Origin of the sequence: Pseudomonas sp. B14(2022) (assembly GCF_012030485.1) — a bacterium.
Lineage (GTDB): Bacteria > Pseudomonadota > Gammaproteobacteria > Pseudomonadales > Pseudomonadaceae > Aquipseudomonas.
Map to the genome: position 1 here is coordinate 43,531 of NZ_JAAUVM010000003.1, position 24,513 is coordinate 68,043.

Annotated in this window: 22 protein-coding genes and 1 pseudogene; 7 read left to right on the plus strand and 16 right to left on the minus strand. The window is 59.9% G+C overall.

From position 1 onward, the window contains the following. Positions 1-135: 135 nt before the first annotated feature. The 11 genes from astD to acs form a co-directional block, all read right to left on the minus strand. Positions 136-1,605, minus strand: a complete 1,470-nt coding sequence (gene astD / locus HCF10_RS05990) for a succinylglutamate-semialdehyde dehydrogenase (protein ID WP_167655186.1) — start codon at positions 1,603-1,605, stop codon at positions 136-138. Then, a complete protein-coding gene (gene astA, locus HCF10_RS05995) occupies positions 1,602-2,627 on the minus strand; it encodes an arginine N-succinyltransferase (RefSeq protein WP_131697794.1) in 1,026 nt (341 codons plus the stop codon). The genes astD and astA overlap by 4 nt, the downstream gene beginning before the upstream one ends. A gap of 49 nt (positions 2,628-2,676) precedes the next feature. Next, positions 2,677-3,696, minus strand: coding sequence for an arginine/ornithine succinyltransferase subunit alpha (gene aruF / locus HCF10_RS06000; protein ID WP_131697795.1), 1,020 nt, complete (start codon positions 3,694-3,696; stop codon positions 2,677-2,679). A 189-nt stretch (positions 3,697-3,885) separates the two neighbouring features. Continuing rightward, positions 3,886-5,106, minus strand: coding sequence for an aspartate aminotransferase family protein (locus HCF10_RS06005; protein ID WP_167655069.1), 1,221 nt, complete (start codon positions 5,104-5,106; stop codon positions 3,886-3,888). Positions 5,107-5,353: 247 nt separating this feature from the next. Next, positions 5,354-6,334, minus strand: coding sequence for a transcriptional regulator ArgR (argR, locus tag HCF10_RS06010; RefSeq protein WP_131697797.1), 981 nt, complete (start codon positions 6,332-6,334; stop codon positions 5,354-5,356). A gap of 159 nt (positions 6,335-6,493) precedes the next feature. Continuing rightward, positions 6,494-7,258 carry an ABC transporter ATP-binding protein gene (locus HCF10_RS06015; RefSeq protein WP_003214336.1) on the minus strand — a complete coding sequence of 255 codons (765 nt, stop codon included), beginning with the start codon at positions 7,256-7,258 and terminating at the stop codon, positions 6,494-6,496. A 27-nt stretch (positions 7,259-7,285) separates the two neighbouring features. After that, positions 7,286-8,398, minus strand: a complete 1,113-nt coding sequence (locus HCF10_RS06020) for a succinylglutamate desuccinylase/aspartoacylase family protein (protein ID WP_167655070.1) — start codon at positions 8,396-8,398, stop codon at positions 7,286-7,288. Between the two features lies 1 nt (position 8,399). Continuing rightward, on the minus strand, positions 8,400-9,098 hold the full coding sequence (locus tag HCF10_RS06025; RefSeq protein ID WP_053140043.1) for an ABC transporter permease: 699 nt from the start codon (positions 9,096-9,098) through the stop codon (positions 8,400-8,402). Beyond that, a complete protein-coding gene (locus HCF10_RS06030; protein WP_010208305.1) occupies positions 9,095-9,784 on the minus strand; it encodes an ABC transporter permease in 690 nt (229 codons plus the stop codon). Before HCF10_RS06030 ends, HCF10_RS06025 begins: the two co-directional genes overlap by 4 nt. 92 nt (positions 9,785-9,876) lie before the next feature. Further along, positions 9,877-10,662: an ABC transporter substrate-binding protein gene (locus HCF10_RS06035; RefSeq protein ID WP_131697799.1), complete on the minus strand. Its 786-nt coding sequence runs from the start codon at positions 10,660-10,662 to the stop codon at positions 9,877-9,879. 613 nt (positions 10,663-11,275) lie between these two features. Then, the gene (gene acs / locus HCF10_RS06040; RefSeq protein ID WP_131697800.1) at positions 11,276-13,231 is read right to left on the minus strand and encodes an acetate--CoA ligase; all 1,956 of its coding nucleotides are present in this window, start codon (positions 13,229-13,231) and stop codon (positions 11,276-11,278) included. Positions 13,232-13,642: 411 nt separating this feature from the next. On the opposite strand from acs, the gene HCF10_RS06045 reads away from it, so the two are divergent. The 4 genes from HCF10_RS06045 to HCF10_RS06060 all read left to right on the plus strand — a co-directional run bounded on the left by HCF10_RS06045 (position 13,643) and on the right by HCF10_RS06060 (position 17,373). Beyond that, the gene (locus HCF10_RS06045) at positions 13,643-13,912 is read left to right on the plus strand and encodes a DUF2790 domain-containing protein (RefSeq protein WP_027607759.1); all 270 of its coding nucleotides are present in this window, start codon (positions 13,643-13,645) and stop codon (positions 13,910-13,912) included. 579 nt (positions 13,913-14,491) lie between these two features. Beyond that, positions 14,492-15,742, plus strand: a complete 1,251-nt coding sequence (locus HCF10_RS06050) for a ribonucleotide-diphosphate reductase subunit beta (RefSeq protein ID WP_024077017.1) — start codon at positions 14,492-14,494, stop codon at positions 15,740-15,742. Positions 15,743-15,938: 196 nt separating this feature from the next. Next, complete coding sequence (locus HCF10_RS06055) at positions 15,939-16,652, plus strand: HNH endonuclease (protein ID WP_167655071.1); 714 nt, start codon at positions 15,939-15,941, stop codon at positions 16,650-16,652. A gap of 73 nt (positions 16,653-16,725) precedes the next feature. Continuing rightward, positions 16,726-17,373 carry an HAD-IB family hydrolase gene (locus tag HCF10_RS06060; protein ID WP_043293519.1) on the plus strand — a complete coding sequence of 216 codons (648 nt, stop codon included), beginning with the start codon at positions 16,726-16,728 and terminating at the stop codon, positions 17,371-17,373. A gap of 92 nt (positions 17,374-17,465) precedes the next feature. On the opposite strand, the pseudogene HCF10_RS06065 reads toward HCF10_RS06060, so the two are convergent. Next, positions 17,466-17,942 (minus strand): annotated as a pseudogene (locus HCF10_RS06065) (substrate-binding domain-containing protein); the annotation flags it as partial. A 147-nt stretch (positions 17,943-18,089) separates the two neighbouring features. On the opposite strand from HCF10_RS06065, the gene HCF10_RS06070 reads away from it, so the two are divergent. Together HCF10_RS06070 and HCF10_RS06075 are read left to right on the plus strand one after the other, a co-directional pair. Then, complete coding sequence (locus HCF10_RS06070; protein WP_167655072.1) at positions 18,090-19,037, plus strand: hypothetical protein; 948 nt, start codon at positions 18,090-18,092, stop codon at positions 19,035-19,037. 94 nt (positions 19,038-19,131) lie between these two features. Next, a complete protein-coding gene (locus HCF10_RS06075; RefSeq protein WP_131697808.1) occupies positions 19,132-19,512 on the plus strand; it encodes a helix-turn-helix domain-containing protein in 381 nt (126 codons plus the stop codon). On the opposite strand, the gene HCF10_RS06080 is transcribed toward HCF10_RS06075, so the two are convergent. The 4 genes from HCF10_RS06080 to HCF10_RS06095 form a co-directional block, all read right to left on the minus strand. After that, on the minus strand, positions 19,442-19,999 hold the full coding sequence (locus HCF10_RS06080; protein ID WP_167655073.1) for an AAA family ATPase: 558 nt from the start codon (positions 19,997-19,999) through the stop codon (positions 19,442-19,444). The two genes, HCF10_RS06075 and HCF10_RS06080, sit on opposite strands and share 71 nt — an antisense overlap. Positions 20,000-20,084: 85 nt before the next feature. Continuing rightward, positions 20,085-21,590 carry an amidase family protein gene (locus HCF10_RS06085; protein ID WP_167655074.1) on the minus strand — a complete coding sequence of 502 codons (1,506 nt, stop codon included), beginning with the start codon at positions 21,588-21,590 and terminating at the stop codon, positions 20,085-20,087. 140 nt (positions 21,591-21,730) lie between these two features. Beyond that, on the minus strand, positions 21,731-22,246 hold the full coding sequence (locus tag HCF10_RS06090) for a hypothetical protein (protein ID WP_167655075.1): 516 nt from the start codon (positions 22,244-22,246) through the stop codon (positions 21,731-21,733). Positions 22,247-22,585: 339 nt separating this feature from the next. After that, positions 22,586-23,644 carry an MBL fold metallo-hydrolase gene (locus HCF10_RS06095; RefSeq protein ID WP_131697812.1) on the minus strand — a complete coding sequence of 353 codons (1,059 nt, stop codon included), beginning with the start codon at positions 23,642-23,644 and terminating at the stop codon, positions 22,586-22,588. Positions 23,645-23,767: 123 nt separating this feature from the next. Here HCF10_RS06095 and HCF10_RS06100 point away from each other — a divergent pair, with 123 nt between their 5' ends. Beyond that, on the plus strand, positions 23,768-24,394 hold the full coding sequence (locus tag HCF10_RS06100; RefSeq protein WP_131697813.1) for a TetR/AcrR family transcriptional regulator: 627 nt from the start codon (positions 23,768-23,770) through the stop codon (positions 24,392-24,394). The last annotated feature ends 119 nt before the right edge of the window (positions 24,395-24,513 follow it).

Sequence of the window (24,513 nt, forward strand, 5' to 3'; positions counted from 1 at the left end):
TCTGTTTTTATAGGCATCAAAAGTCTTCAACACACCACAAATCCAGTGTGGGGGGGCTTGCTCCCGATAGCAGTCTGTCAGTTGATCAATCAGGTGACTGACACACCGCCATCGGGAGCAAGCCCCCTCCCACATTTAGATCAGCGTAATGCCGGGGGTTAGCGTGGCAGGCACCACCAGGCTCGGGGTCTCCAACGACGCCACCGGGTACGCACAATAATCCGCCGCATAATACGCACTGGCGCGATGGTTACCCGAGGCCCCGACCCCACCAAACGGCGCGGTGCTGGCGGCGCCGGTCAGCTGTTTGTTCCAGTTGACGATGCCGGCACGGCTTTCCAGCCAGAACTGCTGGTAACGCGCTTCGGAATCGGACAACAGGCCAGCGGCCAGGCCGTACTGGGTGTTGTTGGCTTCGGCAATCGCCGCCGCGAAATCAGCGTAGCGGATCACCTGCAACAGCGGGCCGAACAGCTCTTCGTCTTCGCGCTCGGTCACACCGGTCACGTCGATGATGCCGGGGGTCAGCAAGGCGGCCTGGTCCTGTGGCTGGGTCATCTCCAACAGCGCCACGGCGCCATTGGCCAACATCAGCTCCTGAGCGTCCATCAAGGCTTTCGCCGCTGCCAGGGAAATCACCGAGCCCATGAACGGCGGCGGTTGCTGGTCAAACGCGCCGACTTCAATCGTCGCGCTCACCGCCACCAGCCGCGCCAGCAACGCATCGCCCCAGGCGCCTTCCGGCACCAGCAAGCGACGGGCACAGGTGCAACGCTGGCCCGCAGAGATAAACGCCGATTGGATGATGGTGTAGACCGCCGCGTCCACGTCGGCCACTTCGTCCACCACCAGTGGGTTGTTGCCGCCCATTTCCAGGGCCAGGATCTTGTCCGGGCGCCCGGAGAACTGCTGGTGCAGATGGTTGCCGGTACGGCTCGAACCGGTGAAGAACAAGCCGTCGATACCTGGGTTAGCCGCCAACGCAATGCCGGTTTCCCGCGCACCTTGCAGCAGGTTCAACACGCCTGCCGGCAAACCGGCGTCGATCCAGCATTGCACGGTCAGCTCGGCGACTTTCGGGGTCAGCTCGCTGGGTTTGAACAGCACGGTGTTACCCGCCAGCAACGCCGGGACGATATGCCCGTTGGGCAGGTGACCCGGGAAGTTGTAAGGACCAAACACCGCCACCACGCCGTGGGGTTTGTGGCGCAATACGGCGGTGGCGTCGCCCAGGGGGCCGCTCTTCTCGCCGGTACGCTCGCGGTAGCTTTGCACCGAGATCGCAATCTTGTTGGCCATGCTGGTGACTTCGGTGGCCGACTCCCACAGCGGCTTGCCGGTCTCTTCGCCGATGCAGCGGGCGATTTCATCGGCGCGGCTTTTCAGGGTCGCAGCGAAGGCTTCCAGCACGCTGATGCGTTCTTCCAGTGGGCGCCGGGCCCAGGCCGGGAACGCCTGGCGCGCGGCCTGCACGGCCGACTCGACCTGCTCGACCGTGGCGCCATTACCGGCCCACAGCACCTGCTGGGTCACCGGGTTACGCGATTCAAACAGTTCACCCTGGCCAGCCAGCCAGCTACCTGCGATATACAGCGAATTCATTATTTCGACTCCCGAGCAGCGGACAACGGTACGGCACGCACTTGATCACCCGCCACCAGTTGCAGACGCTTGGCGGTTTGCGGGTCGACCACCAGCGTGCCTGCCGCCAGGCGCGCCGGGGCGGCGGTGATGCGGCAATCTTCGCGTTTGCGGTTATGGATCAGGAACGGCGTGGCGTCGTCCCCCGGTGTGCCGATGGCCAACACCAGCGACTGGCTGTCGCGCACCGCACGGATCTTGGCGGTCTCGCACTCCACCGCCGGGCCGGCGTCGAAAATATCGACATAGCCCTGGTAGCTGAAGCCTTCGCTCTTGAGCATGCTCAGCGCCGGCTCGGTGTCCGGGTGGACCTTGCCGATCACGTTGCGCGCGTCTTCGGAGAGGAAGCAGCTGTACAACGGAAACTTGGGCATCAGCTCAGCGATAAACGCCTTGTTGCCCACGCCGGTCAGGTAGTCGGCCTGGCTGAACTCCATCTTGAAGAAGTGCCGACCCAGGCTTTCCCAGAACGGCGAACGCCCGGCATCGTTGGACACGCCACGCATCTCGGCGATGATCTTGTTGCCAAACAGCTGCGGGAACTCGGCGATAAACAGCAGGCGCGCCTTGGCCAGCATGCGGCCGTTGAGGCCGTTGCGGTAATCGGCATGCAGGAACAACGAGCACAGCTCGGAATTGCCGGTGAGGTCGTTGGCCAAGAACAGCGTCGGAATCTCACGGTAGATATTCAGCTCCTGGGAGGCGCTGACCGTCAGGCCGACCCGGAAGTTGTACCAGGGCTCGCGCAGGCCGACAGCACCGGCGATGGCGGAAATCCCCACCACGCGGCCTTCGTCGTTTTCCAGCACGAACAGGTAGTCGGCATCTCCGCGCCCGGCGTCGCCGCGAAAGGTTTTTTCGGCCCAGCCAACCCGGTGGGTCAAGCGCTCTTCGTTGGCCGGTAAGGTGGTGAGGCCGGTGCCGGTGCTGCGCGCCAGATCAATCAGGGCCGGTAAATCGCTGCTGCGTACGGGACGAACGATCATGCTATCTCCTCAGACGGGCCGCTGCTGCCAGCCACCCGCGAAACTCTGTTTATACCGCTACCAGTCGCACACTCGCGCCTTCGCCAACGCCCAGCGCCTCGGCCGCTGCCAGGTCCAGGGTCACCGGCTTGCCGGGCGCGTAGTCCAGCTCCAGCATGACCGCGCGGTAATCCTGCAACTGCGCGTTGCTCACCAGGTACTGGCGGCCGACACCCTTGACCATCTCGCCGATCTTCACCGGTACCACGCGGCTCTGGGCGATCGAGCGAATGCCCGAGACCCGTGCGTGCAGCGTCGGACCGCCGTCGAAGATGTCGATGTAGTGGTCAGTCTCGAAGCCTTCGCGCATCAGGATGTCGAAGGTGATCTGTGCACGGGGGTGCACCTGGCCCATGGCTTCCTGGGCTTCGTCCGGCAACAACGGCACGTAGATCGGGTAATGAGGCATCAGCTCGGCGAGGAACGTACGGCTTTTCAGCCCGCACAGGCGCTCGGCGGCGGCGTAGTTGAGGTCGAAGAAGTTGCGGCCTATGGCGTCCCAGAACGGTGAATCACCGTTCTCGTCGCTGTAGCCGACAATCTCGGTCACCACCGAGTCGGCAAAGCGCTCGGGGTGGCTGGCGACGAACAACAGGCGGCCACGGGAATTGAGTTCCGACCACGGCGAACCGACCAACTCCGGCACCACATAAAAGCTGGTGAGCAGGCTGTTGCCGGTGAGATCGTGGCACTGGGAAAGCACGTGAATCTTGTTGTGGATCTTCAGCTCGCGGGAGGCGTGCACGAAGGTCTCGTTACGAAAACTGTAGAAAGGCTCCGAATAACCGGCCGAGGCGACAATGGCCGAGCAGCCCACGAGCTTGCCGGTCTCGGTGTCTTCGAGCACGAAGAAATAGCTTTCTTCACCGTTGAAACTCACCTCGGCCGCGAAGGACGCTTCGCTGGCGGCGATCTTGTCGCTCAGGCGTTCCACATCATCCGGCAAGGAGGTGACACCAATCGGGCTGTCCGCAGCCAGACGCTGTACCTCGCCCAGATCAGCCATTTGCGCGGGGCGCATCACCAGCATGGTGTCACTCCTTAACTCTAGAACTCACAGGGGAAAATTACCGGGCATATCTGGAATAACCATATTCCAATGTGGGAGGGGGCTTGCCCCCGATAGCGGTGTATCAGTCACCGGATGTATCAACTGACAGATTGCTATCGGGGGCAAGCCCCCTCCCACATTTGATCCGGTCCGGCAGATAGCTATGTATCAGGCTTGGGTCAGCGTTTTTACCGCACGCTCGAAGCGATCCAGGCCTTCGTTGATGTCCGCGTCTTCCACCACCAGGCTCGGCGCAAAACGCACCACGTCCGGGCCGGCTTGCAGGATCATCAGGTTTTCTTTCTCGGCCGCGTTGAACACGTCCTTGGCCTTGCCTTTGAACGCATCGCTCAGTACGCAACCGATCAACAGGCCCATGCCGCGCACTTCGGTGAAGATGCCGTACTGCTTGCCGATCTGCTCCAGGCGCGCCTTGAACAGGTCGTGCTTGGCGTTGACGCCGGCCAGCACCTCTGGGGTGTTGATCACGTCGATGACCGCTTCGGCCACCGCACAGGCCAGCGGGTTGCCGCCGTAGGTGGTGCCGTGAGTGCCGACCACCAGGTGCTTGGCCAGGTCTTCGCGGGTGAGCATCGCCGCGATCGGGAAACCGCCGCCCAGGCTCTTGGCGCTGGTGAGGATGTCGGGCACCACGCCGTAGTGCTGGTAGGCGAACAGATGGCCGCTGCGGCCCATGCCGGTCTGCACTTCGTCGAACACCAGCAGCGCGTTGTTGGCGTCGCACAGTTCACGGGCACCTTGCAGGTAAGCCAGTTCGGCCGGCAGTACGCCGCCTTCGCCCTGGATCGGTTCCAGCACCACGGCGCAGGTCTTGTCCGACACGGCGGCTTTCAACGCGTCGAGGTCGTTATAAGGGACATGGGTGATACCGGTGATTTTCGGCCCGAAACCATCGGAGTACTTCGACTGGCCACCGACGTTAACGGTGAACAGGGTACGGCCGTGGAAGCTGTTCAGCGCGGCAATGATCTCGTACTTCTCGGTACCGAAACGGTCGAACGCCACACGGCGGGCCAGCTTGAACGCGGCCTCGTTGGCTTCGGCGCCGGAGTTGCAGAAGAACACGCGCTCGGCAAACGTGGCGTCGATCAGCTTATGGGCCAGGCGCAGGGCCGGCTCGTTGGTGAAGACGTTGGAGACGTGCCACAGCTTGTTGGCCTGTTCGGTCAGCGCACCGACCAGCACCGGGTGGGCGTGGCCCAATACGTTGACCGCGATGCCGCCGGCAAAGTCGATCAGCTCGCGACCCGCCTGGTCCCACACGCGGGAGCCAGCGCCACGCACGGGGATGAATGCGGCAGGTGCGTAGTTGGGCACCATGACCTGGTCGAAATCGGCACGTTGCACCGGGGCTTGCTCAACGGACATCGGAGTCTCCTGAAGAGGAACGCCTGCCTGGAACTGGCGGGCGATGCAGGGATTGTAAGGACAGTTTTCAGCGCGGCCTTGCCGCCAAGCGACAACTTCTTATAGCGCCAACCCCCGTTTTACGCGGGTTTACGCCAATGCGACAAATAGCGTCGCAATGGCGCAGTTTAAACGGATACTGGGGTTTTCGGCAGTCTGCAGAGCAGTGGCTCAATGGGCGCGACACATCACGTCGAGCGTGCACACTTCAACCGCGCTCGGAGGGCACCGACGAGAGTTCGAACGGGCTGCTGCTGCGCCGCTGGTTGCGGTCTTCGCGAGGGGTGGCGCCAAAGAAGTTGCGGTAGGCGCTGGAGAAATGCGGCCCCGAGGAGAAGCCGCAGGACAAGCCGATCTGGATGATCGACTTGCTGGTTTGCATGAGCATCTGGCGGGCCTTGTTCAGGCGCAGTTCCAGGTAGTACTGGCTGGGGACGCGATTGAGGTACTGCTTGAAGATCCGTTCCAATTGTCGTCGCGACACGCACACGTGCTGGGCGATTTCATCGGTGGTCAGGGGCTCTTCGATATTGGCTTCCATCAGCAACACTGCCTGGGTCAGCTTCGGATGGCTGGAGCCCAGGCGGTTTTGCAGCGGAATGCGCTGGCGCTCGCCGCCTTCGCGGATGCGCTCGACCACCAGTTCTTCGGAGACCGCACCGGCCAGCTCGGCACCGTGGTCACGGGCCAGTACCGCCAGCAGCAGGTCGAGTACCGACATGCCGCCGCAGGCGGTCAGGCGATCACGGTCCCAGTCGAACAGATGGCTGGTGGCGATGACCTTGGGGAAACGCTCGGCAAAATCATCCTGCCAACGCCAGTGCACGGCGGCGCGGTAGCCGTCGAGCAGGCCGAGTTGGGCCAACGGGTACACACCGGCCGACAAACCACCGATCACACAACCGGCCCGCACCAGTTGCTTGAGGGCGGTGCTCAGTTGCGAGGCGATCACGGCAGGCGGCTCGTCCGCCAGCAGGAACAGTTTCTGGAAGCCTTCCAGCTTGCCGGCCCACGGTTCGCCCGGCAGTTGCCAGGCGCCTTCGGTGGCCGGCTCGGCGAGCAAAAACGACAGCTCGTAGACCACGTCCGGATGCACCCGCTGAGCAACGCGCAAGGCCTCCTCAGCCAGCGCAAGCGTGAGTGCTTTTGTGCTGGGCCAAATCAGGAAACCAATTTTGTGGGCGGTCATGGAGTGCTATCCGAAGCGAAGAACGGTAATGAAGACAAAGGCCAATGCTAGCCCGTAAACCAACACAAAGCTTAAAAACGATAAAGATCCAATGTGGAGATCTAATGTGGGAGGGAGCTTGCCCCCCTCCCACATAAAAGCAACTTCAGCAGCAAGGGACTATTTCAAGCTGCCGGACAGGAACTGCTGCAACCGCTCGGACTGCGGGTTGACCAGCACTTCCCGCGGGTTGCCACGCTCTTCCACGATGCCTTTGTGCAAGAACACCAGCTGGTTCGACACTTCACGGGCAAAACCCATTTCGTGGGTCACCACCACCATGGTGCGGCCTTCCTGGGCCAGGTCCTGCATCACCTTGAGCACTTCGCCCACCAACTCGGGGTCGAGGGCCGAGGTGGGTTCGTCGAACAGCATCACCTCCGGTTCCATCGCCAGGGCACGGGCAATCGCCACACGCTGCTGCTCGCCACCGGACATATGACCCGGGAACGCATCCTTGCGATGGCCCACGCCAACCTTGGCCAAGTAGTGCTCGGCCTTTTCACGGGCGTCTTTTTTCGACATGCCCAGCACGTGCACCGGCGCTTCCATTACATTTTCAAGGGCGGTCATGTGCGACCACAGGTTGAAATGCTGGAACACCATCGACAGGCGCGAGCGCATGCGCTGCAGCTGCTTAGGGTCGGCGGCCTTCATGGCGCCGTCCTTGTTGGCCACCAGTTTCAGCTCTTCGTTATTGAGCAGGATCTTGCCTGCGTGGGGTTGCTCCAGCAGGTTGATGCAGCGCAAAAAGGTACTTTTGCCCGAACCACTGGAACCGATGATGCTGATCACATCACCGGCCGCGGCGGCCAGGGACACGCCTTTGAGCACTTCATGACTGCCATAGCGTTTATGCAGGTCTTGGACTTCAAGTTTGTACATGCGGTCGGTTCTCACAAAAACAGGTGGTCAGTCGTTGAGCAAGCGCCCGTGACGCAGCGCTTCGCGCCCCGCCACCTTGGCCAGCCAGAAACCCGCTTGGGCATAACGTAGCCGTTCAACGGCAAACAACACCCCCGAGGTGCCCGCGCAGATAATGCTCACGCGGTCTTCCAGGGGATCAATCACTTCAAAAATCGGCTCGCCCTTCTCGATCCAGTCTCCGGCTTTACGCAGGTAACTGATCACCCCGGCATGGGGCGCGAACAGCAATTCGGTGCCTTCGAAGGGCACGCCTTCGCACGGCTCGTGTTGCGGCGCCGGCCATTCACCCTTGATCAGGCCTTGTTCGGCGAGAAACGCGAGGATGCCTTCGGCGTGGAAGATCGCTTCGTCACGGCCGGTGTCCGCTTGACCGCCCAACTCCAGCGTCGTCGCCAGGCAGGCCAGCGGGACCTGCGCGTCGGGGAAGGCGCGGGACAGACGCAGCCACGGCAACGAGCAGGCCTCATCGAACGAGCTGCCACCGGAATCTTCCGCGAGCAAACCGACGGTCACATTCAAGTGCGCCGACAACGAACGCCACTGCGGCCAGTGCTGGGGCAGCGCGTACATGTGCAGCGCGGCTTCGGCGTCGCAGTGCAGGTCGAGGACGATGTCGGCGCTGCACGCATGGCTCAGCAGGATGCGCTGCATGCCTTGCAACTGGCTGCTCGGCTCAGGCAATGCGTTGAGCACATCGGCCATCGCCTGGCGAATCATACGCACGTTGGCGTGAGGGTCATCCCCCAGCTTGCCTGTGAGCAGCTCGGCCACCGGCTCGCTCAACTCAACGAAATCGCGGTTGAAATTCTTGCCGCTGCCCACCTCGAAACGGCCCTGGTGGCTGCCTTGCAGCAGCTGGCCCAGACCCATCGGGTTGGCCACCGGCACCAGTTCGATCACGCCGTTGAGGGCACCTTGCGCTTCAAGTTCGGTGAGGCGTTTTTTCAGCTCCCACGCGGCGCGCATGCCGGGCAATTCATCGGCGTGCAGGCTGGCCTGGATATAGGCCTTGCGCTCGCCGCTGCCAAAACGGAACACGCTCAGTTGGCGCTCGCAGCCCAGGTGGCCCCAGGGCAACAGGTGATCGATACGTTCCATATCAGTGCTTCCGTGGAGCCAGGTAGCTCAGCCAGCGGCGCTCGGCCAACTTGAACAGGCGTACCAGGATAAAGGTCAGGCACAGGTAGAACACGCCGGCGGTGATGTAGGCTTCGAACGGCAGGTAGAACTGCGCGTTCACCGTGCGCGCGGCACCGGTGATGTCGATCAGGGTGACGATGGAAGCAAGACTGGTGGTCTGCAGCATCATGATCACTTCGTTGCTGTACTGCGGCAGCGCGCGGCGCAGGGCCGACGGCAGCAGAATGCGGCGGTACAGCTTGTAGCGCGACATGCCCATGGCCTTGGCCGCTTCGATCTCGCCATTGGGGGTGGCCTTGAGGCTACCGGCAATGATCTCGGCGGTGTAGGCGCTGGTGTTGATCGCAAAGGCCAGGCACGCGCAGAAGGTCGCGCTGGACAGCAGCGGCCACAGGAAGCTCTCGCGCACCGCTTCGAACTGCGCCAGGCCGTAGTAGATCAGGAACAGCTGCACCAGCATCGGCGTGCCGCGGATCACGTAGGTGTAGAGCCAGGCCACGCCGTTGACGACCGGTTGCTTGGACACACGCATCAAGCCCAGGGGCAAGGCGGCGAGCAGGCCGAAGAACAGCGAGATGGCGAGCAATTTCAGGGTGGTCAGCAGGCCGCCAAGGTACAGCGGCATGGCCTCCCAGATGACGTTGTAGTCGAAGATCATAGATCAGCCGCCCTTACGCCTACCGAGTAGCGCTTCTCAAGATGACGCAAGGCCAGCAACGACACGCTGGTGATCACCAGGTACATCGCCGCCACTGCGAGGAAGAAGGTAAAAGGCTCGCGGGTGGCATCAGCCGCCTGCTTGGCCTTGAACATCATGTCTTGCAGGCCCACCACCGAGATCAGCGCGGTGGCCTTGGTGAGTACCAGCCAGTTGTTGGTAAACCCGGGGATCGCCAGCCGGATCATCTGCGGCACCATCACCCGGAAAAACACCTGGAAGCTGCTCATGCCATACGCAAGGCCGGCTTCGGCCTGGCCCTTGGGGATGGCCATGAAGGCGCCACGGAAGGTTTCCGACAGGTAGGCGCCAAAGATGAAACCCAGGGTGCCGATGCCGGCGGCCAAGGGGTTCAAGTCGATATAGTCGTCATAGCCGAGCATCGGCGCGACGCGGTTAAGCAGGTCCTGACCACCGTAGAAAATCAGCAGGATCAGCACCAGGTCGGGGATCCCGCGGATCACCGTGGAGTACAAGTCACCCAGCCAGGCCAACCAGCGCACCGGCGACAGGCGTAACGCGACCCCGATCAGACCCAGAACAATGGCCAAGGCCATGGACGACAAGGCGAGCTGAAGCGTCAACCATGCGCCATCGAGGATGACGGCCCCGTAGCCTTTCAACATGATTCAGGTCCTCGAAAAGGGGGATGAAAAAATGGCGCAAACCGCAGGAATTCTGTTGCTTGCGCCATTTCAGGACAGACAGCTGCGAGTACTTACTTGGCTTCAGGGCCGTAAATATCGAAGTTGAAGTACTTTTTCTCGATTTCTTTGTACTTGCCATTGGCACGGATCGCGGCGATGGCAGCGTTGATACGGTCCAGGTTTTCCTTGTCGCCTTTGCGCACGGCGATGCCTACGCCGTCGCCGAAGTACTTGACGTCGGTGAACGCCGGGCCGGTGAACGCATAGCCTTTACCGGCAGGCGTATCGAGGAAACCTTCCTGCAACAGGGTGGCGTCGGCCACGGTACCGTCGAGGCGACCGGCTTCCACGTCGAGGTAGATTTCGTTCTGCGAACTGTAAGGAACAACGGTGGCGCCTTTAGGTGCCAGGACTTCCTTGGCGAAACGGTCGTGGATCGAACCGCGCTGTACGCCGATCTTCTTGCCTTTGAGCTCATCCAGGCTGTCGCTGACCGCAGAGCCTTCCTTCAACACCAGGCGCGCTGGGGTCAGGTAGTAGCGGTTGGTGAAGTCCACGGACTTCTTGCGGTCTTCAGTGATGGACATGGACGACAGGATCGCGTCGATCTTGCGCACTTTCAAAGCCGGGATCAGGCCGTCGAACTCTTGCTCGACCCAAGTGCACTTGACCTTCATCTCTTCGCACAAGGCGTTGCCGATGTCGTAGTCAAAACCGACGATGCTGCCATCCGGCGCCTTCGAGGCAAACGGAGGGTAAGCCGCTTCGATACCAATTTTCAGAGGCTTGCCTTCAGCGAAAGCCTGCATGGACAACACGGACAGCGCCAGGGCGCCCAACAGCACGAGTTTCTTCATCTTGGGACTCCATCGGTATAGGGCAAAACAGCAGTATGAGCCATGGCCCACGATGCGACTGAGTGAAACCGAATAGCGGTGCTGCGTCCTACGCGAGTGACTGCATGCGACGACGAGCGAGTGATCGGCATTCTAACGACAGGCCGGAAGCCGATATTTCCTCAATGCGACAACAATTTACAGAAGCACTGAGAAAGCGGTTCCAGCACATTGACAGCCTCTGAATTTTATGCAGAGACAAAAGATATTAAACCTGTTGATGCTGCAAATTGCGGGCCTATTATTCGCAAACCCTTCTAGCACGGCAAGTGTGGCGTTTAATCTTATTGCCGGGGGTGTCTAAAGCGCGGTTTTTGGGGGCATAAGCGTAGCCCTTTGCCTCATGTTTGGGCGGTGGGTTACACATTTGTGCCACTCGGTAACATTCAGAAACCTCCTACGCAAAAAACCGATATTTATTTGACTGGTGGTCATGCGGATCTGTCAGACCCTCCCCCATACCCACCTTGGAATGAAATCCAAATGTGGGAGGGGATCTCCAGTGGTTTTGAGAAACCACAAAAAAGCCCCACTCGGCATACACCGAATGGGGCTCTTTCCCACCTACCCCGCCTTACGCGACGTTCATGGTCTTGTGGGTCTCAATTAAATGCGCCACTACGCCTGGGTCCGCCAGGGTGGAAATATCGCCCAAGCCGTCGTACTCGGCCGTGGCAATCTTGCGCAGGATACGCCGCATGATTTTCCCCGAGCGCGTCTTCGGCAAGCCCGGTGCCCACTGGATCACGTCCGGCGAGGCAATCGGCCCGATTTCCTTGCGCACCCAGTTCTTCAGCTCCAGGCGCAGGGCTTCGGTGGGTTCTTCGCCATTCTTCAGGGTCACGTACACATAGATGCCCTGGCCCTTGATGTCGTGGGGCACACCCACCACCGCCGCTTCGGCGACTTTAGGGTGGGCAACCATGGCGCTTTCGATCTCGGCGGTGCCCATGCGGTGGCCGGATACGTTCAACACGTCATCCACACGGCCGGTGATCCACCAGTAACCATCTTCATCGCGACGGGCGCCGTCACCGGTGAAGTACATGCCACGGAAGGTCTTGAAGTACGTGTCGACAAAACGGTCATGGTCGCCGTACAGGGTACGGGCCTGGCCTGGCCACGAGTCGAGAATCACCAGGTTGCCTTCGGCGGCGCCTTCGATGATGTTGCCCAGGTTGTCCACCAGCGCCGGCACCACACCGAAGAACGGCCGTGCGGCAGAACCCGGCTTGAGTGCATGGGCACCCGGCAGCGGGCTCATCAGGGTGGCGCCGGTTTCGGTCTGCCACCAGGTGTCGACGATCGGGCAACGGGATTGGCCGACGTTCTTGTAGTACCAGTCCCACGCTTCCGGGTTGATCGGCTCACCCACCGACCCCAACAGGCGCAGGCTGCTGCCATCCACGCCTTCGCAGGCGGCGGTGCCGGAAGCCATCATCGCGCGGATCGCGGTCGGGGCGGTGTAGAGGATATTGACCTTGTGCTTGTCGACGATCTTGCCCACCCGGGTGATGTCCGGGTAGTTCGGCACGCCTTCGAACAGCAAGGTGGTCGCGCCATTGGCCAGCGGGCCGTAGACAATATACGTGTGGCCGGTGACCCAGCCGACGTCGGCGGTGCACCAGTAGACTTCGCCCGGGCGGTAGTCGAATACGCGCTCGTGGGTCAGGGCTGCGTACAACAGGTAGCCGCCGGTGGTGTGCTGCACGCCTTTAGGCTTGCCGGTGGAACCGGAGGTGTAGAGGATGAACAGTGCTTCTTCGGCGCCCATCTCTTTTGGCGCACACACGGTGCCCGCCACTTTCATCAGGTCTTCGTACCAGATGTCGCGATGCTGGTTCCACTTGATCGAACCATTGGTGCGCTTGCACACAATGACCTTCTGGATGCTGCTGGTTTCCGGGTTGGTCAGCGCGTCGTCGACGTTGGCCTTCAGCGGAATTTTCTTACCAGCGCGAATGCCTTCATCGGCAGTGATCACCACCTTCGACTTACAGTCGATGATGCGACCGGCCAGGGCCTCCGGCGAGAAACCGCCAAACACCACGGAATGGATCGCGCCGATGCGGGTACACGCCAGCATGGCGACCACGGCTTCGGGGATCATCGGCATATAGATAGTCACCACGTCGCCGCGGTGCACATCCTGGCCGCGCAGGGCGTTGGCGAACTTGCAGACTTCTTCGTGCAGCTCGCGGTAGGTGATGGTGCGGCTCTCGGCCGGGTCATCGCCCTCCCAGATGATCGCCGCCTGGTCGCCGCGCTCGGCGAGGTGACGGTCCAGGCAGTTGTAGGAAACGTTCAGGGTGCCATCGGCGAACCACTTGATGTCGACATGGTGATCGTCGAAAGAGGTCTGCTTCACCGCGGTGAAAGGCTTGACCCAGTCAAGGCGCTTGGCTTGCTCGCGCCAGAAACCGTCGGGGTTGACCACCGACTGCTGGTACATGGCCTTGTAGGTTGCCTCGTCGGTCAGCGTGTTGGCTGCTACTTCGGGGCGAACGGGGTACAGGGAAGCCGCACTCATCTTTCTTACCTCGGTGACATAGTTGTTGTTGTATGACCCAGTTGTATCCGGGGTGAGCCTATAGAACCATTCGACGATGGTAGTAACAAGACCCTACAAAATGCCCTGCTATCCCCGTTTGCCGCTCTGGCCCGCAGCCTGCGGGGCTTTGCGGGTAGGTGAAAAAACCTTTACCACGGGATTGTTACAAAAACCGCCAATAGTCTTTATCAAAAGCACGGGTATATGAATATAACCCGCAGGCCTAGAATCACTTCCGCCAACCAAGGCATTGTGATTAACACAACAGTGATTAACAACGTAACAGCCCCCACGAAGGCACGTTAATCCGAACTAACCAACCCTAAGTTACACACGTGGCCTCACAAGGGCCCCGTGGCCCCTTTCGCCCTGAAGAAGGTAAGTAAAGAAATGAAAGCTCTCGTAGTTATGGCCCTCAGCAGCTTGTGCGCCACCGCCGCCCTGGCCGACGAGGCCCCGACCGAGCTGGCCGGCCAGAACGCCCCGATTGTTGAGGATTACACCTACAGCACCAAGCTGGATGTGGCCAAAGTATTGTCCATGAGCACGATTCCGGAAGTTTGCGAAGTTGTACCGGTGAAGATGGAATATGAAGATTCCCAAGGTCAGCGTCATATCCTTAATTACCATGTCATGGGTAATGGTTGCTCTAACGGATAACAACTTCGTTAGTTGGAACAGACCCGGATCTTATTCGCCGCAAGAAATCGTTCTTGCGGCAAAGAACCGGCCCCAGGCACGACACGCGGTAAAGGTGGAAGGGGCTTGCTCCAGATAGCGGTCGTCACTCAGCCCAGGCCCTCCCTTCCTGCCCTCAAAAAGCCCTCCTCTCCCCCCCACGATAAATAGCCCACCGCCCGTCAAAAATTTCCTACCCCATCAACCCCCCGCAAACCCTCACTCTGGCTCAAATAGCCGCCTTTTTGTCTCTGATCCGAGACCATCCGCCGCAACACAAAGCCGAATTTTTCCCTATAATGCGCGGGTAAATCGGGCCTGCAATATCCCTTTACACTGGGACGAAGAGCCAGACCTTGAGCCCGCGCGGGAGCATGCACCTGTCGCTCCGCCCCTCAAGCCTCACGCAGAGCACCCGTTACCCAATTCCGTTTATTTGCCTGCGCGAGCTGTTGCAACAAACGATTCCTTAAGATCCACCGGGCCCTGGGGCCGTGTGAACACCCAACCATCCGGTTTCACACGGGCACCTTTGAGCCCTCACGCAGGAGACGACACGTCATGCTGAGCTGGGACGAATTCGACAAAGAAGAAGACGGCGAAGTAGCCACCAAAGGCGCCAACGCCGGCCACGCCACCGAAGCCAACATGGACCGCCTCGACGGTGCCGGCGCCGCTGCCGCCATCGAAGCCCGCGCCGTCACCGCCAGTGACTCTGCCGCCATCGTGCGCGCCAAGGCTGCCCTGGACAAACTCGACGTCGCCGAAGGCCTCGCCGAACTCGAAGGCGCCTCCGCCCGCGTCGCCGTTGACGAAAAGCGCATGATCAACTGCCGCGCCGACCTCAACCAACTCGTGCCCTTCAAGTACGACTGGGCCTGGCAGAAGTACCTCGACGGCTGCGCCAACCACTGGATGCCGCAAGAGGTCAACATGACCGCCGACATCGCCCTGTGGAAAAACCCCGAAGGCCTGACCGACGACGAACGCCGCATCGTCATGCGCAACCTCGGCTTCTTCTCCACCGCCGACTCCCTGGTCGCCAATAACCTGGTCCTGGCCGTGTACCGCCTGATCACCAACCCGGAGTGCCGCCAGTACATCCTGCGCCAGGCCTTCGAAGAAGCGATCCACACCCACGCCTACCAGTACTGCATCGAATCGTTGGCCATGGATGAAGGCGAGATCTTCAACATGTACCACGAGATTCCATCGGTCGCCAAAAAGGCAGCCTGGGGCCTGAAATACACCCGCTCGATCTCCGATCCGAAGTTCGAAACCGGCACCGTCGACACCGACAAGGAACTGCTGCGCAACCTGGTCGCTTACTACTGCGTGCTGGAAGGCATCTTCTTCTACTGCGGCTTCACCCAGATCCTGTCCATGGGCCGCCGCAACAAAATGACCGGCGTGGCGGAACAGTTCCAGTACATCCTGCGCGATGAGTCGATGCACCTGAACTTCGGCATCGACGTGATCAACCAGATCAAAATCGAAAACCCACACCTGTGGGATGCCGAGATGAAGGAAGAAGCGACCCAGATGATCCTGCAGGGGACTCAGCTGGAGATTGAATATGCGCGGGATACCATGCCGCGTGGGGTGCTGGGCATGAACGCGGCGATGATGGAGGATTACCTCAAGTTCATCGCTAACCGTCGTCTGTCGCAGATTGGTTTGAAGGAAGAGTATCCGGGGACGACTAACCCGTTCCCTTGGATGAGCGAGATTATGGACTTGAAGAAAGAGAAGAATTTCTTTGAGACTCGTGTCATCGAGTACCAGACGGGTGGGGCGTTGAGCTGGGATTGATTCCTTAGCACAGCAACACCAAGAAGCCCTGACTTGTTCAGGGCTTTTTTATGCGAGCTCACTAAAGATTCTCCATACAAAGCAACGAATTTACCAAAGTAGCTGACCTCTAAATCCTACCAGTGCGTAGGAAATTTCGTAGACGCAATAATGGCTACTCAGTATCGTCCGAGGGTTTTCTACCCTCGGCGGCTGTATGGACATTACGAAAGACAAAACGGACTGGAGCGACGCGGAGCTGGCAGCTGCGGTCGAGGCGTACCTAAAGATGTTGGCCTGGGAAAAGAACGGCCAACCTTTCAATAAAGCCCTCGAAAACCGCCTCCTGCGCGAAGGACCGGTGGCAGGCCGTGCAAAGGGCTCCATCGAGTTCCGCATGCAAAATATCTCCACCGTGCTTGTGCGTATGGGCTGGGACCGCATCGAAGGCTATAAGCCTGCGAAGAACGTGGGCACAGGCGTGGAACAACGCATCCGCCAAGCGCTTGCCGCGCAGGGTGTATTCGAATCCGAAGACGCCGCCCAAACAGCAGACGAGCAAACGCTTATCCGCCGTGCGTCCAAACTGCAGCAGCAACCTTTCACTCAGCTACCGGACGGCATTGCCCAGCCGCAGAAGGTCTCGACCGTCAGCACTGCTTTTGTTCGCGACCCAAGGGTACGCGCCTGGGTACTGAAAGAGGCCGAGGGCATCTGCGAAGGCTGCGGCGCTAACGCGCCGTTTGAGGTCGACGGTTTGCCATTTCTTGAAGTACATCACGTCAAGCACCTGGCCCAGAAGGGTTCGGATCGCATCACCAATGCTGTAGCCTTGTGCCCCAATTGCCATCAGCGTTGTCACCGATCGAGTGACCGGGAGGCTTTCACCGAGGGGCTTTACGCCAAGGTCGGAAGATTGGCACGGGAGTAGACTCCTGCTGTCACACCTGATGCACGCTCAAAAAAATACTAGATAGGACCGAGGCCAACCCGTGAACCCAGACATGCTCGAAGCCGGCCCCGTTGACGCCAAAGTACTTTCCGTCTTTGACTTCGACGGCACCCTCACCCACCACGACAGTTTCGTGCCCTTCCTCAAGTTTGCCTTTGGCACCGGCGAGTTTTATGGCCGGATGGTCAAGCTGGCCGTGCCTGGGCTGCGCTTTTTGGTGCGGCAGATCAGCCGGGATGAGTTGAAGGCGCAGTTGATCCGCACCTTTATGACCGGGGTGGAGAAGACGTGGGTGCAGCAGAAGGCCGAGGAGTATTGCCAGCGCAATTGGGCGCGATTGATGCGCCCGGCCGGGGTGTTGTCGGTGGAGCAGGAGTTGGGTTCAGGGGCAGTGGTGACGCTGTGTTCGGCGTCGCCGGCGTTGGTGTTGCAGCCGTTTGCCGATCGACTGGGGATCAAGTTGATCGGCACGGAGCTTGAGGTGGTCGACGGGGTGTTGACCGGCAAGCTCACCGGGAATAACTGCCGGTGTGAGAATAAGGTGCTGCGGCTTGAGGCGGTGTATGGGGACCTGGGGGAGTATCGGCTCCGGGCCTGGGGCGATACGCGTGGGGATCGGGAGTTGCTGGCGGCGGCACAGGATGCGCATTTTCGGCATTTTCATGCGAAGAAGAAAAAGCGGGCTCGGTTGCAGCGGTGATGCGGGTAATTGGGATCGGCTGGAGAACCGAGTCGATCCCATCGCTGCCTCGCTGAGGCTCGACACCTCCCACATTTGATCTTTGGCGGGGCTTAGAGCGGCGTCTTTAGGTCTACGCCCAGCGCCGTGGCGAAGGCTTTTACCAAAGGGCTTCTCGGCGCGTTGTGGCGCAGGATCAGGTTAAAAGCAGTGCTCAGGTGGACGTGCTCCGGGCACAGTGCGCGCAGGCGCCCTTCCCTTACCAGCGATGCGGCGTAGTGCTCGGGCAGGAAGCCGATAAACCGGCCGGTCAGCACCAGGATGGCGACCGCTTCAACCTGCGAGGCTGAGGCGGATTGGCTGTCGTAGTTGACGAAATTAGTCTTGTCGCGATGGATCGCATACCGATGGTTGACCACTTCATATTGGCGCAGCACCTCGGGTGTAATGTCGTTCGCGGTGAAGAGCGGGTGTCCTACGGCGCAGTAGGCGTGGGCCTTTTCTTCGTACAGCGGGAAGTAGTCGAATTCTTCGCGGCGCTGGTAGACGGGGACGATGCCGACGATCAGGCGCCCTTCGACCACGCGGCGCCGACCAGCATGTTCTATGCCTTGGGCATGCTTACGGCGATAGGCGGAACCTTGTGCTTCCTGAGCGGACGGCGGGTTGCAGGTTCTTGCTGATATTTGCGCGGGTTCCCGCTATTAATAGCGAAACCTCTCACGGACCCGAGCCCCATGAAATTCGACACGGCCTACAGCCTGAGTCTCGATGACAAGCTGTCGATTTATGACGTACGAGACCTGAATTTCGACGAAACCGCTGCCTACGATTCCGACCAGGACAGTTTCCTGTGCCCCAACGATGCCTGTCGCGCCGCCTTCGAAGCAGGCAATGTGCTGAGCACGTTCAACGCCAAGAACGTCAACTACCAACGCACCCCGCACTTCAAAAACACGCCGAGCACGTGGCATATCGACGGGTGCCGTTATGCCAGCCTCCACAAGGGTGCAGCAGGCGAAAACGACGATGAGCGTGAGGATAATTTCCCATCGGAATTTGTCCTGACCCGTCGTACGTACGAGCGTAAAACCGCGGTGGGCGGCACCGAGGGGCGGGTCCTACAAGATTCAGCGAAAACACCCTCAACCGGCAGCGGCGAATCTGTCAGTTCCAGCGACACTACCCCGGACAAAACCAGCGTGTTCGCCCACCCGGTGGAATGTTTTGTGTCGAACATCGACGACAAGGAAAAACTCAAACGCATGCCGCTGAAAATCGGCGAGCACACCGCGACTTACTCGGCGTTTTTCAAGAAGATCGAATACCTGCAAGACAACAAGGGCCTGATCTACTGGGGCAAGATCAAAGCGATCAAGGACTACACCAGCAGCTTTCGCATCGATTTCGAAAAGAAGGTGTGGCTCGACAAAAAACCCTACTCGGTCAACGTCTACCTGAGCAAAAAGCTCATCGAGAACTACCGCAAGCGTAAGGCGTTCCTGGAGCAGATCCGGGCGGCGGCGGACAGTGAACGGGCGTTGTATTGTTTCTTCTATGGGGTCACGCCGGAGCTGAAACAGGTGCCCAGCAAGAAGAACCCCGAGCAGACGTTCGGGGTGTTCAGCGCGAATATCGAGAACCTGGATCACCTGATCATTCGTGAGGCACCAGGGTTGGAATAGTGGGTCGATAAGAATCCAGTTGATGAGCGGTCAAAACAACTGTACAAAAACACAGTATAGTTTGCCCTCCCCCGTCGAATCCTGGAGAAACCCCATGTCCTCTCTGGCAATGAGCTCTTTCGTAGAACAGCAGATCGTCCTGCACCAATTCACCGCCAAACACAGTGTACAGGCCCGCGCGATGCTGGGCTGGAGCCGAGAAGAGCTGGCCCGCCAGGCGGGTGTGGCGGTGGATGCCATCCAACAGTTTGAAAGCCAGGGCGACGTGGCTGATGAAACCCGCCTGGCCTTGGCGTTTCGGTTGGAGGCGCAAGGGCTGGTATTTTTTCCGGGGTTTGCGCCAGGGTGGGGCATGAGTGTGCGGCGGTTTGACACCGCCCCAGTCGAACCCGCTGCACACAACATTATTTCGCGGCTGATGGGCTCAACAGCGGCATCAATTGATTCACCAACGCCCCAACCGAATGGTGCGTAGAGTCCAACCGGATCACCGGACAGGTCAGTGCCGCCAACCAGGTTTCATGCCGACGCAGGCTACGTAGGCTGTGGTTGCCGTTGTCGTAGCGAGCGGCCCACGCCAGGAAAGCGACGCTGTTCTCGTGGCGACTGCCACCTTCCAGGATTTCATCACCGTAGCGTTGCACCTCCCTCATGCGCAGGCGGTGCAGGCGTTCTTGCGGCTCGAGGCGCAGGAACACCACGTGGGTGAACTGCGGGATCATGGCATCGCCCCAGCCGCACAGTGAGCCGGACAGCACCCAGCCTTCCAGGCCGGCGGTCTGTTCCTGCAGCAGGCGGATGCGTTCATTTTTGGGCCGGGCAACGGTGAAGGGGGCGTCGGTTTGCTGCCAGTAGAAGTCGTCGGTGTCGAAGCAAGCGACGTTCAGACTCTCTGCCAAGGCCCTACCCAGGCTGGTAGTGCCGGCCCCCGCAGCACCGAGGATATGAATTCGATAGGCCATGGCTTCCTTCCATCGCATTGAATGTATCTTTTGAACGCGTCAGCCCTTGGGTTTGTAAACGCCGACGCCAAGAGCCACCTGTTGCTCAAAGCCTGGCCCTGGAGCCGACCCACGCGGCCTCCTCGTAGCCATGGGCTACGGCAAGCAGCGTGGGTTCGGTCCAGCGGGCACCAAAGAAGTAAGCACTGGCCGGCACGCCGTGCTCGTCTTTGCCGGAAGGTACCGAGATTCCTGGATAACCGGCCACTGCGACTGCAAAATAGCTGTTCGTTTCAAAGTCCGACACCACGGCATCAAGTTTATCCCCGTTAATCAGCTCATCCACTGTGCTGCGAAAATCCTGGATAAGCGCATCCCATAGCGGCTTGCGCTCGTCGGATGTCAGGGTGGATGCGTCGATTTCCTTGAGCAGCGGTTGGTGGTCGGTGTCGCTGCCATCGCGCTTTTCATTGAACGCGATCAACTCGGAAACTGACTTGACCGGCAGCCCACCGCGCTTACCCAGGTAATCATTCAACTCACTCTTCACATCGGCAAACAATAGTTCGCCATAGCGTGATGCATCCGCCAGCCGCATGTTCACCGGTACAAGCACTGCACCTTGTGCGCGAAGCACATCAAGCGTTTTTTGAAACTGAGGGCTATTGTCCACCGGCAGGTTTTCGCCATTCGCGGAAAAGGTTGCGGGATAACCAATACGTTTATCCTTCAAGGCGCCAGGCTTGAGCAACGCGGTGTAGTCAATGCCTCGGGGGGCGTCCACATTGGCTGAATCCTGAGGGTCGCTGCCCGACATGGCGTTGAGCAACAACGCAGCATCAAACACCGAACGCGTCATTGGCCCCGGCGTGTCCTGTCGATGGCTGGCAGGAATGATGCCGCTACGGCTCAACAAGCCCACGCCGGGCTTGAAACCGACCACCCCGTTAAATGCCGCCGGGACCACGATCGAACCATTGGTTTCGGTGCCAACGGCCAACGGCGCCAAACCAGCGGCAACCGCAACGGCTGAGCCCGAGCTTGACCCCCCGACCGATGCATCCGCTTGATGAGGGTTGAGCGTTTGCCCGCCCCGATGGCTGAACCCATCGGGACCGCCGCGAAAACCGGCCAGTTCGGTCAGGTTGGTTTTACCCAGGATCACTGCGCCCTGCTGGCGCAGGCGTTCGACGATAAACGCGTCCTTGATCGCAGCGGCACCCACAAACCCGAAGGCACCTGCGCTGGTCTGCTGGGTGTCGCCCGTCTCGATATTGTCCTTGAGGAGCACGGGAATGCCGTGCAGCGGCCCTCGGACCTTGCCGCTGGCGCGTTCGCGATCCAGCTCGCGAGCAATCTCCAGCGCTTGAGGGTTGAGTTCGATGATGGCGTTTAACGCAGGGTCGTGTTTGCGAATGCGCTCTTGCAAGAAGGTGACCAGAACTTCCGATGTGAGCCCGCCCGACCGGGCCATTTGTTCACCGAGCTCACGAACACTGGCCCATTCCATTCTCGGCGGAACCGGTTTGGAGGTGTCGGAGGTCAACGGCAACCCCATCCAAGACGCCGCATGGCTGACAAACGCATTCACACCATATCCAATTCCAAACATGAACCACCTCGGGAGAAGAGTAAGAAATGACGAAGGACCACCGTTGATCCGTGCGCCAGTCTAAAAACTTCCCTCATCCCAGCCAGCATGACGTAGGCCGTTCACCTCGTAGGATTGTTCAACGCCACAGGTAGCCCATGCTATGCATTCTCCACGCAACAGGCATTGCGATAACCCTGCACCAGCGCCGCCAGCGAATCCTTCGACCATCGCGCACCGTAGAACCACAACGTCGCACCACCCTCGAGGGTCTCGCCAAACCTGGGGTAACCACTCCAGCACGCACCATGGAACGCAGCACTTTGACTGTCCGACACCAGGGCATCCAGCCGGTACTCATTTACAAGTTCATCGATTTCATTATGAGTATGCAGGTTGAACGTGAGGGTGCCGTCGACACGTTGCGCCGGTACGGGTATCAGTTGCGCCCCGGCTCGACGCAAAACGTCCAGCGCCCGCATGAAGGGCGCACGGTGTTGAATCGGTTCGTGACCATCGCCACGGCCATATCGGTCGGCATACCCCACGCGCCTGCCGGCCAATACTTGCATGACGGCAAAGGGGCTGTTGTTCTGCACCAGAGGTACCTCCACCATCACCTGGCCCTCTGGGTCGATACCGCTCAAGGCAATCAGCATCAACGAGGGATCACGCATGGGTCTGATGGGAAGTGCCGGTACGTTATACCCGGGGATCAGGACGCCACCATTGGGGTGGGTTTGAGGATGGGGATCGACATCAAACGCGATACGGCGGGGGGGCGCTTGATCGGTGGAAGGGCGACGGCATGAAGACGCCGAATAGGTCATATCCAGGGGCGCAGACAACGGCTGGCCCACCTGGCAAACGGCATCCGCTCGCGAAAACTTTCTGCATTTGCTGTCCATCGGAACGCCTCCCCTGAAATCATTTTCCGGGGATCATCGCATCCTTCGTCGAAGCATGTCGCAGACCCGAAACAACTTGAAAACTCCTTTTTCGTCGCCTCCGCGCCCTCAGCTCACAAGGTGCTCTTGCGCACCTTGGGTTTCCACTTCCAGCCACCATGCATATCCACGCTCCGGCTGGTTCAAGCTGAACGCCTGGCCCATCGGCGGTGTGGCAATCGACACATTGCGCTCCCACGCCAGCGCCATGATGCGGTCGAATGGTTCGTGCCAGGCATGGAACGCCAGGTCGAAAGTGCCGTTGTGTATCGGCAGCAGCCAGCGGCCCTTGAGGTCGATATGCGCTTGCAGGGTTTGCTCCGGCTGCATGTGTACATGGGGCCAGTCGACGTTGTAAGCACCGGTTTCCATCAACGTCAGATCGAACGGGCCGTACTGTTCGCCGATGCGTTTAAAGCCGTCGAAGTAGCCGGTGTCGCCGCTGAAAAAGATGCGGCGCGTGCCGTCGATCATCACCCAGGAACACCAGAGGGTCTGGTTGGCATCAAACAGGCCACGCCCGGAAAAGTGCTGCGCCGGCGTGGCGACAAAGCGAATGCCATCCACCTCGGTGCCTTGCCACCAATCCAGCTGCCGCACCTTGCTGGCGTCGACACCCCACTTGACCAGAATGTCGCCCACGCCCAGCGGCGCGAGAAAGTAACGGGTCTTGTCGGCCAGTTGGACGACAGCCTTATGGTCAAGATGGTCGTAGTGGTTGTGGGAAAGAACCACCGCCTCCAGGGGCGGCAACTCTTCAAGACTGATAGGCGGCTGATGAAAACGCTTGGGGCCAGCCCAACTGAAGGGCGAGGCACGCTCGGCGAACACCGGGTCGGTCAGCCAGAACTTGCCGCGCATTTTCAACAACACGGTGGAATGCCCCAGGCGGAACACGCTGTGATCAGGCGCCCCCAGCAACTGCTCGCGGGTCAGCGGTTGCACCGGGATCTGCCCCACCGGCCGAGTACTGCGTGGTTTGTTGAACAGCATGTTCCAGAAGATACGCAAGGTCTTGCCAAAGCCACCGTGCTGCACGGGGGCGTCGTTGCTGAAGCTCCCCAGTTTCGACTCAGCAGGTTTGGGCGCCGCAGGCGAAGACTTGATACGGGTTGAGATCGTGGCCATTACCGAGTGACTCCTACGGTCCGCTCATAAGTTACACTGCACAGTGTAGTTTCAAGATTGCAACAAAATCCGCAGCAAGTAAACTACCCAGTGTAATTTACCCTCAAGAGCTGAACGCCACCCATGACTGCCCCTCAACGCCTTACCGACCGCAAACGCCAAGCCATCGTGGCAGCGGCCATCGCTGAGTTTCGCGATAACGGCTTCGAGGTCACCAGCATGGACAAGATCGCCGCTACCGCTGGGGTTTCCAAGCGCACGGTGTATAACCATTTCCCCAGCAAGGAAGAACTGTTCGCCGAAATCCTTCACCAGCTCTGGGCCAGCAGCGTCGCCCAACTCGACGTCAGCTACGCCAGCGACCGCCCGTTGCGTGAACAGTTACGCGGGTTGCTGGAGGCAAAGATGAAGATGATGTCGGACACCAACTTCCTCGACCTCGCCCGGGTCGCCATCGCGGCCACCATCCATTCACCGGAACGTGCGCAAGACATGGTCACCCGCCTGAGCCAGCGCGAAGAAGGCTTTACCCAGTGGGTACGCGCCGCCCAGGAAGATGGCCGCCTCTCCTGCACCGACCCGGCGTTTGCCGCCCATCAGATCCAGAGCCTGCTCAAGGCCTTCGCGTTTTGGCCGCAGATCACGTTGGGCCAGCCGACCCTGGATGCCGCCCACCAGGCCAGCGTCATTGAGTCAGCCATCGACCTGTTCCTTGCCGGCTACGAAGTCAGCGCCTCCCGCACCCAGTAAAAACCATTGCAAGAGCGACATTCCTGGTCGCTTTTGACGCATTCGCCCTCTGTTTTGCGCAAATGGCCTGGAAGGCCACTGATTATTCCTACGCCAATAACTGACAATATTCACAGGAC

Coding starts and splice junctions, on each gene's coding strand:
- acs (WP_131697800.1), bottom strand. CDS start 13,231: ATGAGTGCGGCTTCCCTGTACCCCGTTCGCCCCGAAGTAGCAGCCAAC.
- HCF10_RS06025 (WP_053140043.1), bottom strand. CDS start 9,098: ATGATCTTCGACTACAACGTCATCTGGGAGGCCATGCCGCTGTACCTT.
- argR (WP_131697797.1), bottom strand. CDS start 6,334: ATGACCGCCCACAAAATTGGTTTCCTGATTTGGCCCAGCACAAAAGCA.
- HCF10_RS06095 (WP_131697812.1), bottom strand. CDS start 23,644: ATGGCCACGATCTCAACCCGTATCAAGTCTTCGCCTGCGGCGCCCAAA.
- HCF10_RS06035 (WP_131697799.1), bottom strand. CDS start 10,662: ATGAAGAAACTCGTGCTGTTGGGCGCCCTGGCGCTGTCCGTGTTGTCC.
- HCF10_RS06075 (WP_131697808.1), top strand. CDS start 19,132: ATGTCCTCTCTGGCAATGAGCTCTTTCGTAGAACAGCAGATCGTCCTG.
- HCF10_RS06090 (WP_167655075.1), bottom strand. CDS start 22,246: ATGCGTGATCCCTCGTTGATGCTGATTGCCTTGAGCGGTATCGACCCA.
- HCF10_RS06060 (WP_043293519.1), top strand. CDS start 16,726: ATGCTCGAAGCCGGCCCCGTTGACGCCAAAGTACTTTCCGTCTTTGAC.
- HCF10_RS06050 (WP_024077017.1), top strand. CDS start 14,492: ATGCTGAGCTGGGACGAATTCGACAAAGAAGAAGACGGCGAAGTAGCC.
- astA (WP_131697794.1), bottom strand. CDS start 2,627: ATGATCGTTCGTCCCGTACGCAGCAGCGATTTACCGGCCCTGATTGAT.
- HCF10_RS06045 (WP_027607759.1), top strand. CDS start 13,643: ATGAAAGCTCTCGTAGTTATGGCCCTCAGCAGCTTGTGCGCCACCGCC.
- HCF10_RS06030 (WP_010208305.1), bottom strand. CDS start 9,784: ATGTTGAAAGGCTACGGGGCCGTCATCCTCGATGGCGCATGGTTGACG.
- HCF10_RS06005 (WP_167655069.1), bottom strand. CDS start 5,106: ATGTCCGTTGAGCAAGCCCCGGTGCAACGTGCCGATTTCGACCAGGTC.
- HCF10_RS06020 (WP_167655070.1), bottom strand. CDS start 8,398: ATGGAACGTATCGATCACCTGTTGCCCTGGGGCCACCTGGGCTGCGAG.
- HCF10_RS06100 (WP_131697813.1), top strand. CDS start 23,768: ATGACTGCCCCTCAACGCCTTACCGACCGCAAACGCCAAGCCATCGTG.
- HCF10_RS06070 (WP_167655072.1), top strand. CDS start 18,090: ATGAAATTCGACACGGCCTACAGCCTGAGTCTCGATGACAAGCTGTCG.
- HCF10_RS06080 (WP_167655073.1), bottom strand. CDS start 19,999: ATGGCCTATCGAATTCATATCCTCGGTGCTGCGGGGGCCGGCACTACC.
- HCF10_RS06085 (WP_167655074.1), bottom strand. CDS start 21,590: ATGTTTGGAATTGGATATGGTGTGAATGCGTTTGTCAGCCATGCGGCG.
- HCF10_RS06015 (WP_003214336.1), bottom strand. CDS start 7,258: ATGTACAAACTTGAAGTCCAAGACCTGCATAAACGCTATGGCAGTCAT.
- aruF (WP_131697795.1), bottom strand. CDS start 3,696: ATGCTGGTGATGCGCCCCGCGCAAATGGCTGATCTGGGCGAGGTACAG.
- HCF10_RS06055 (WP_167655071.1), top strand. CDS start 15,939: ATGGACATTACGAAAGACAAAACGGACTGGAGCGACGCGGAGCTGGCA.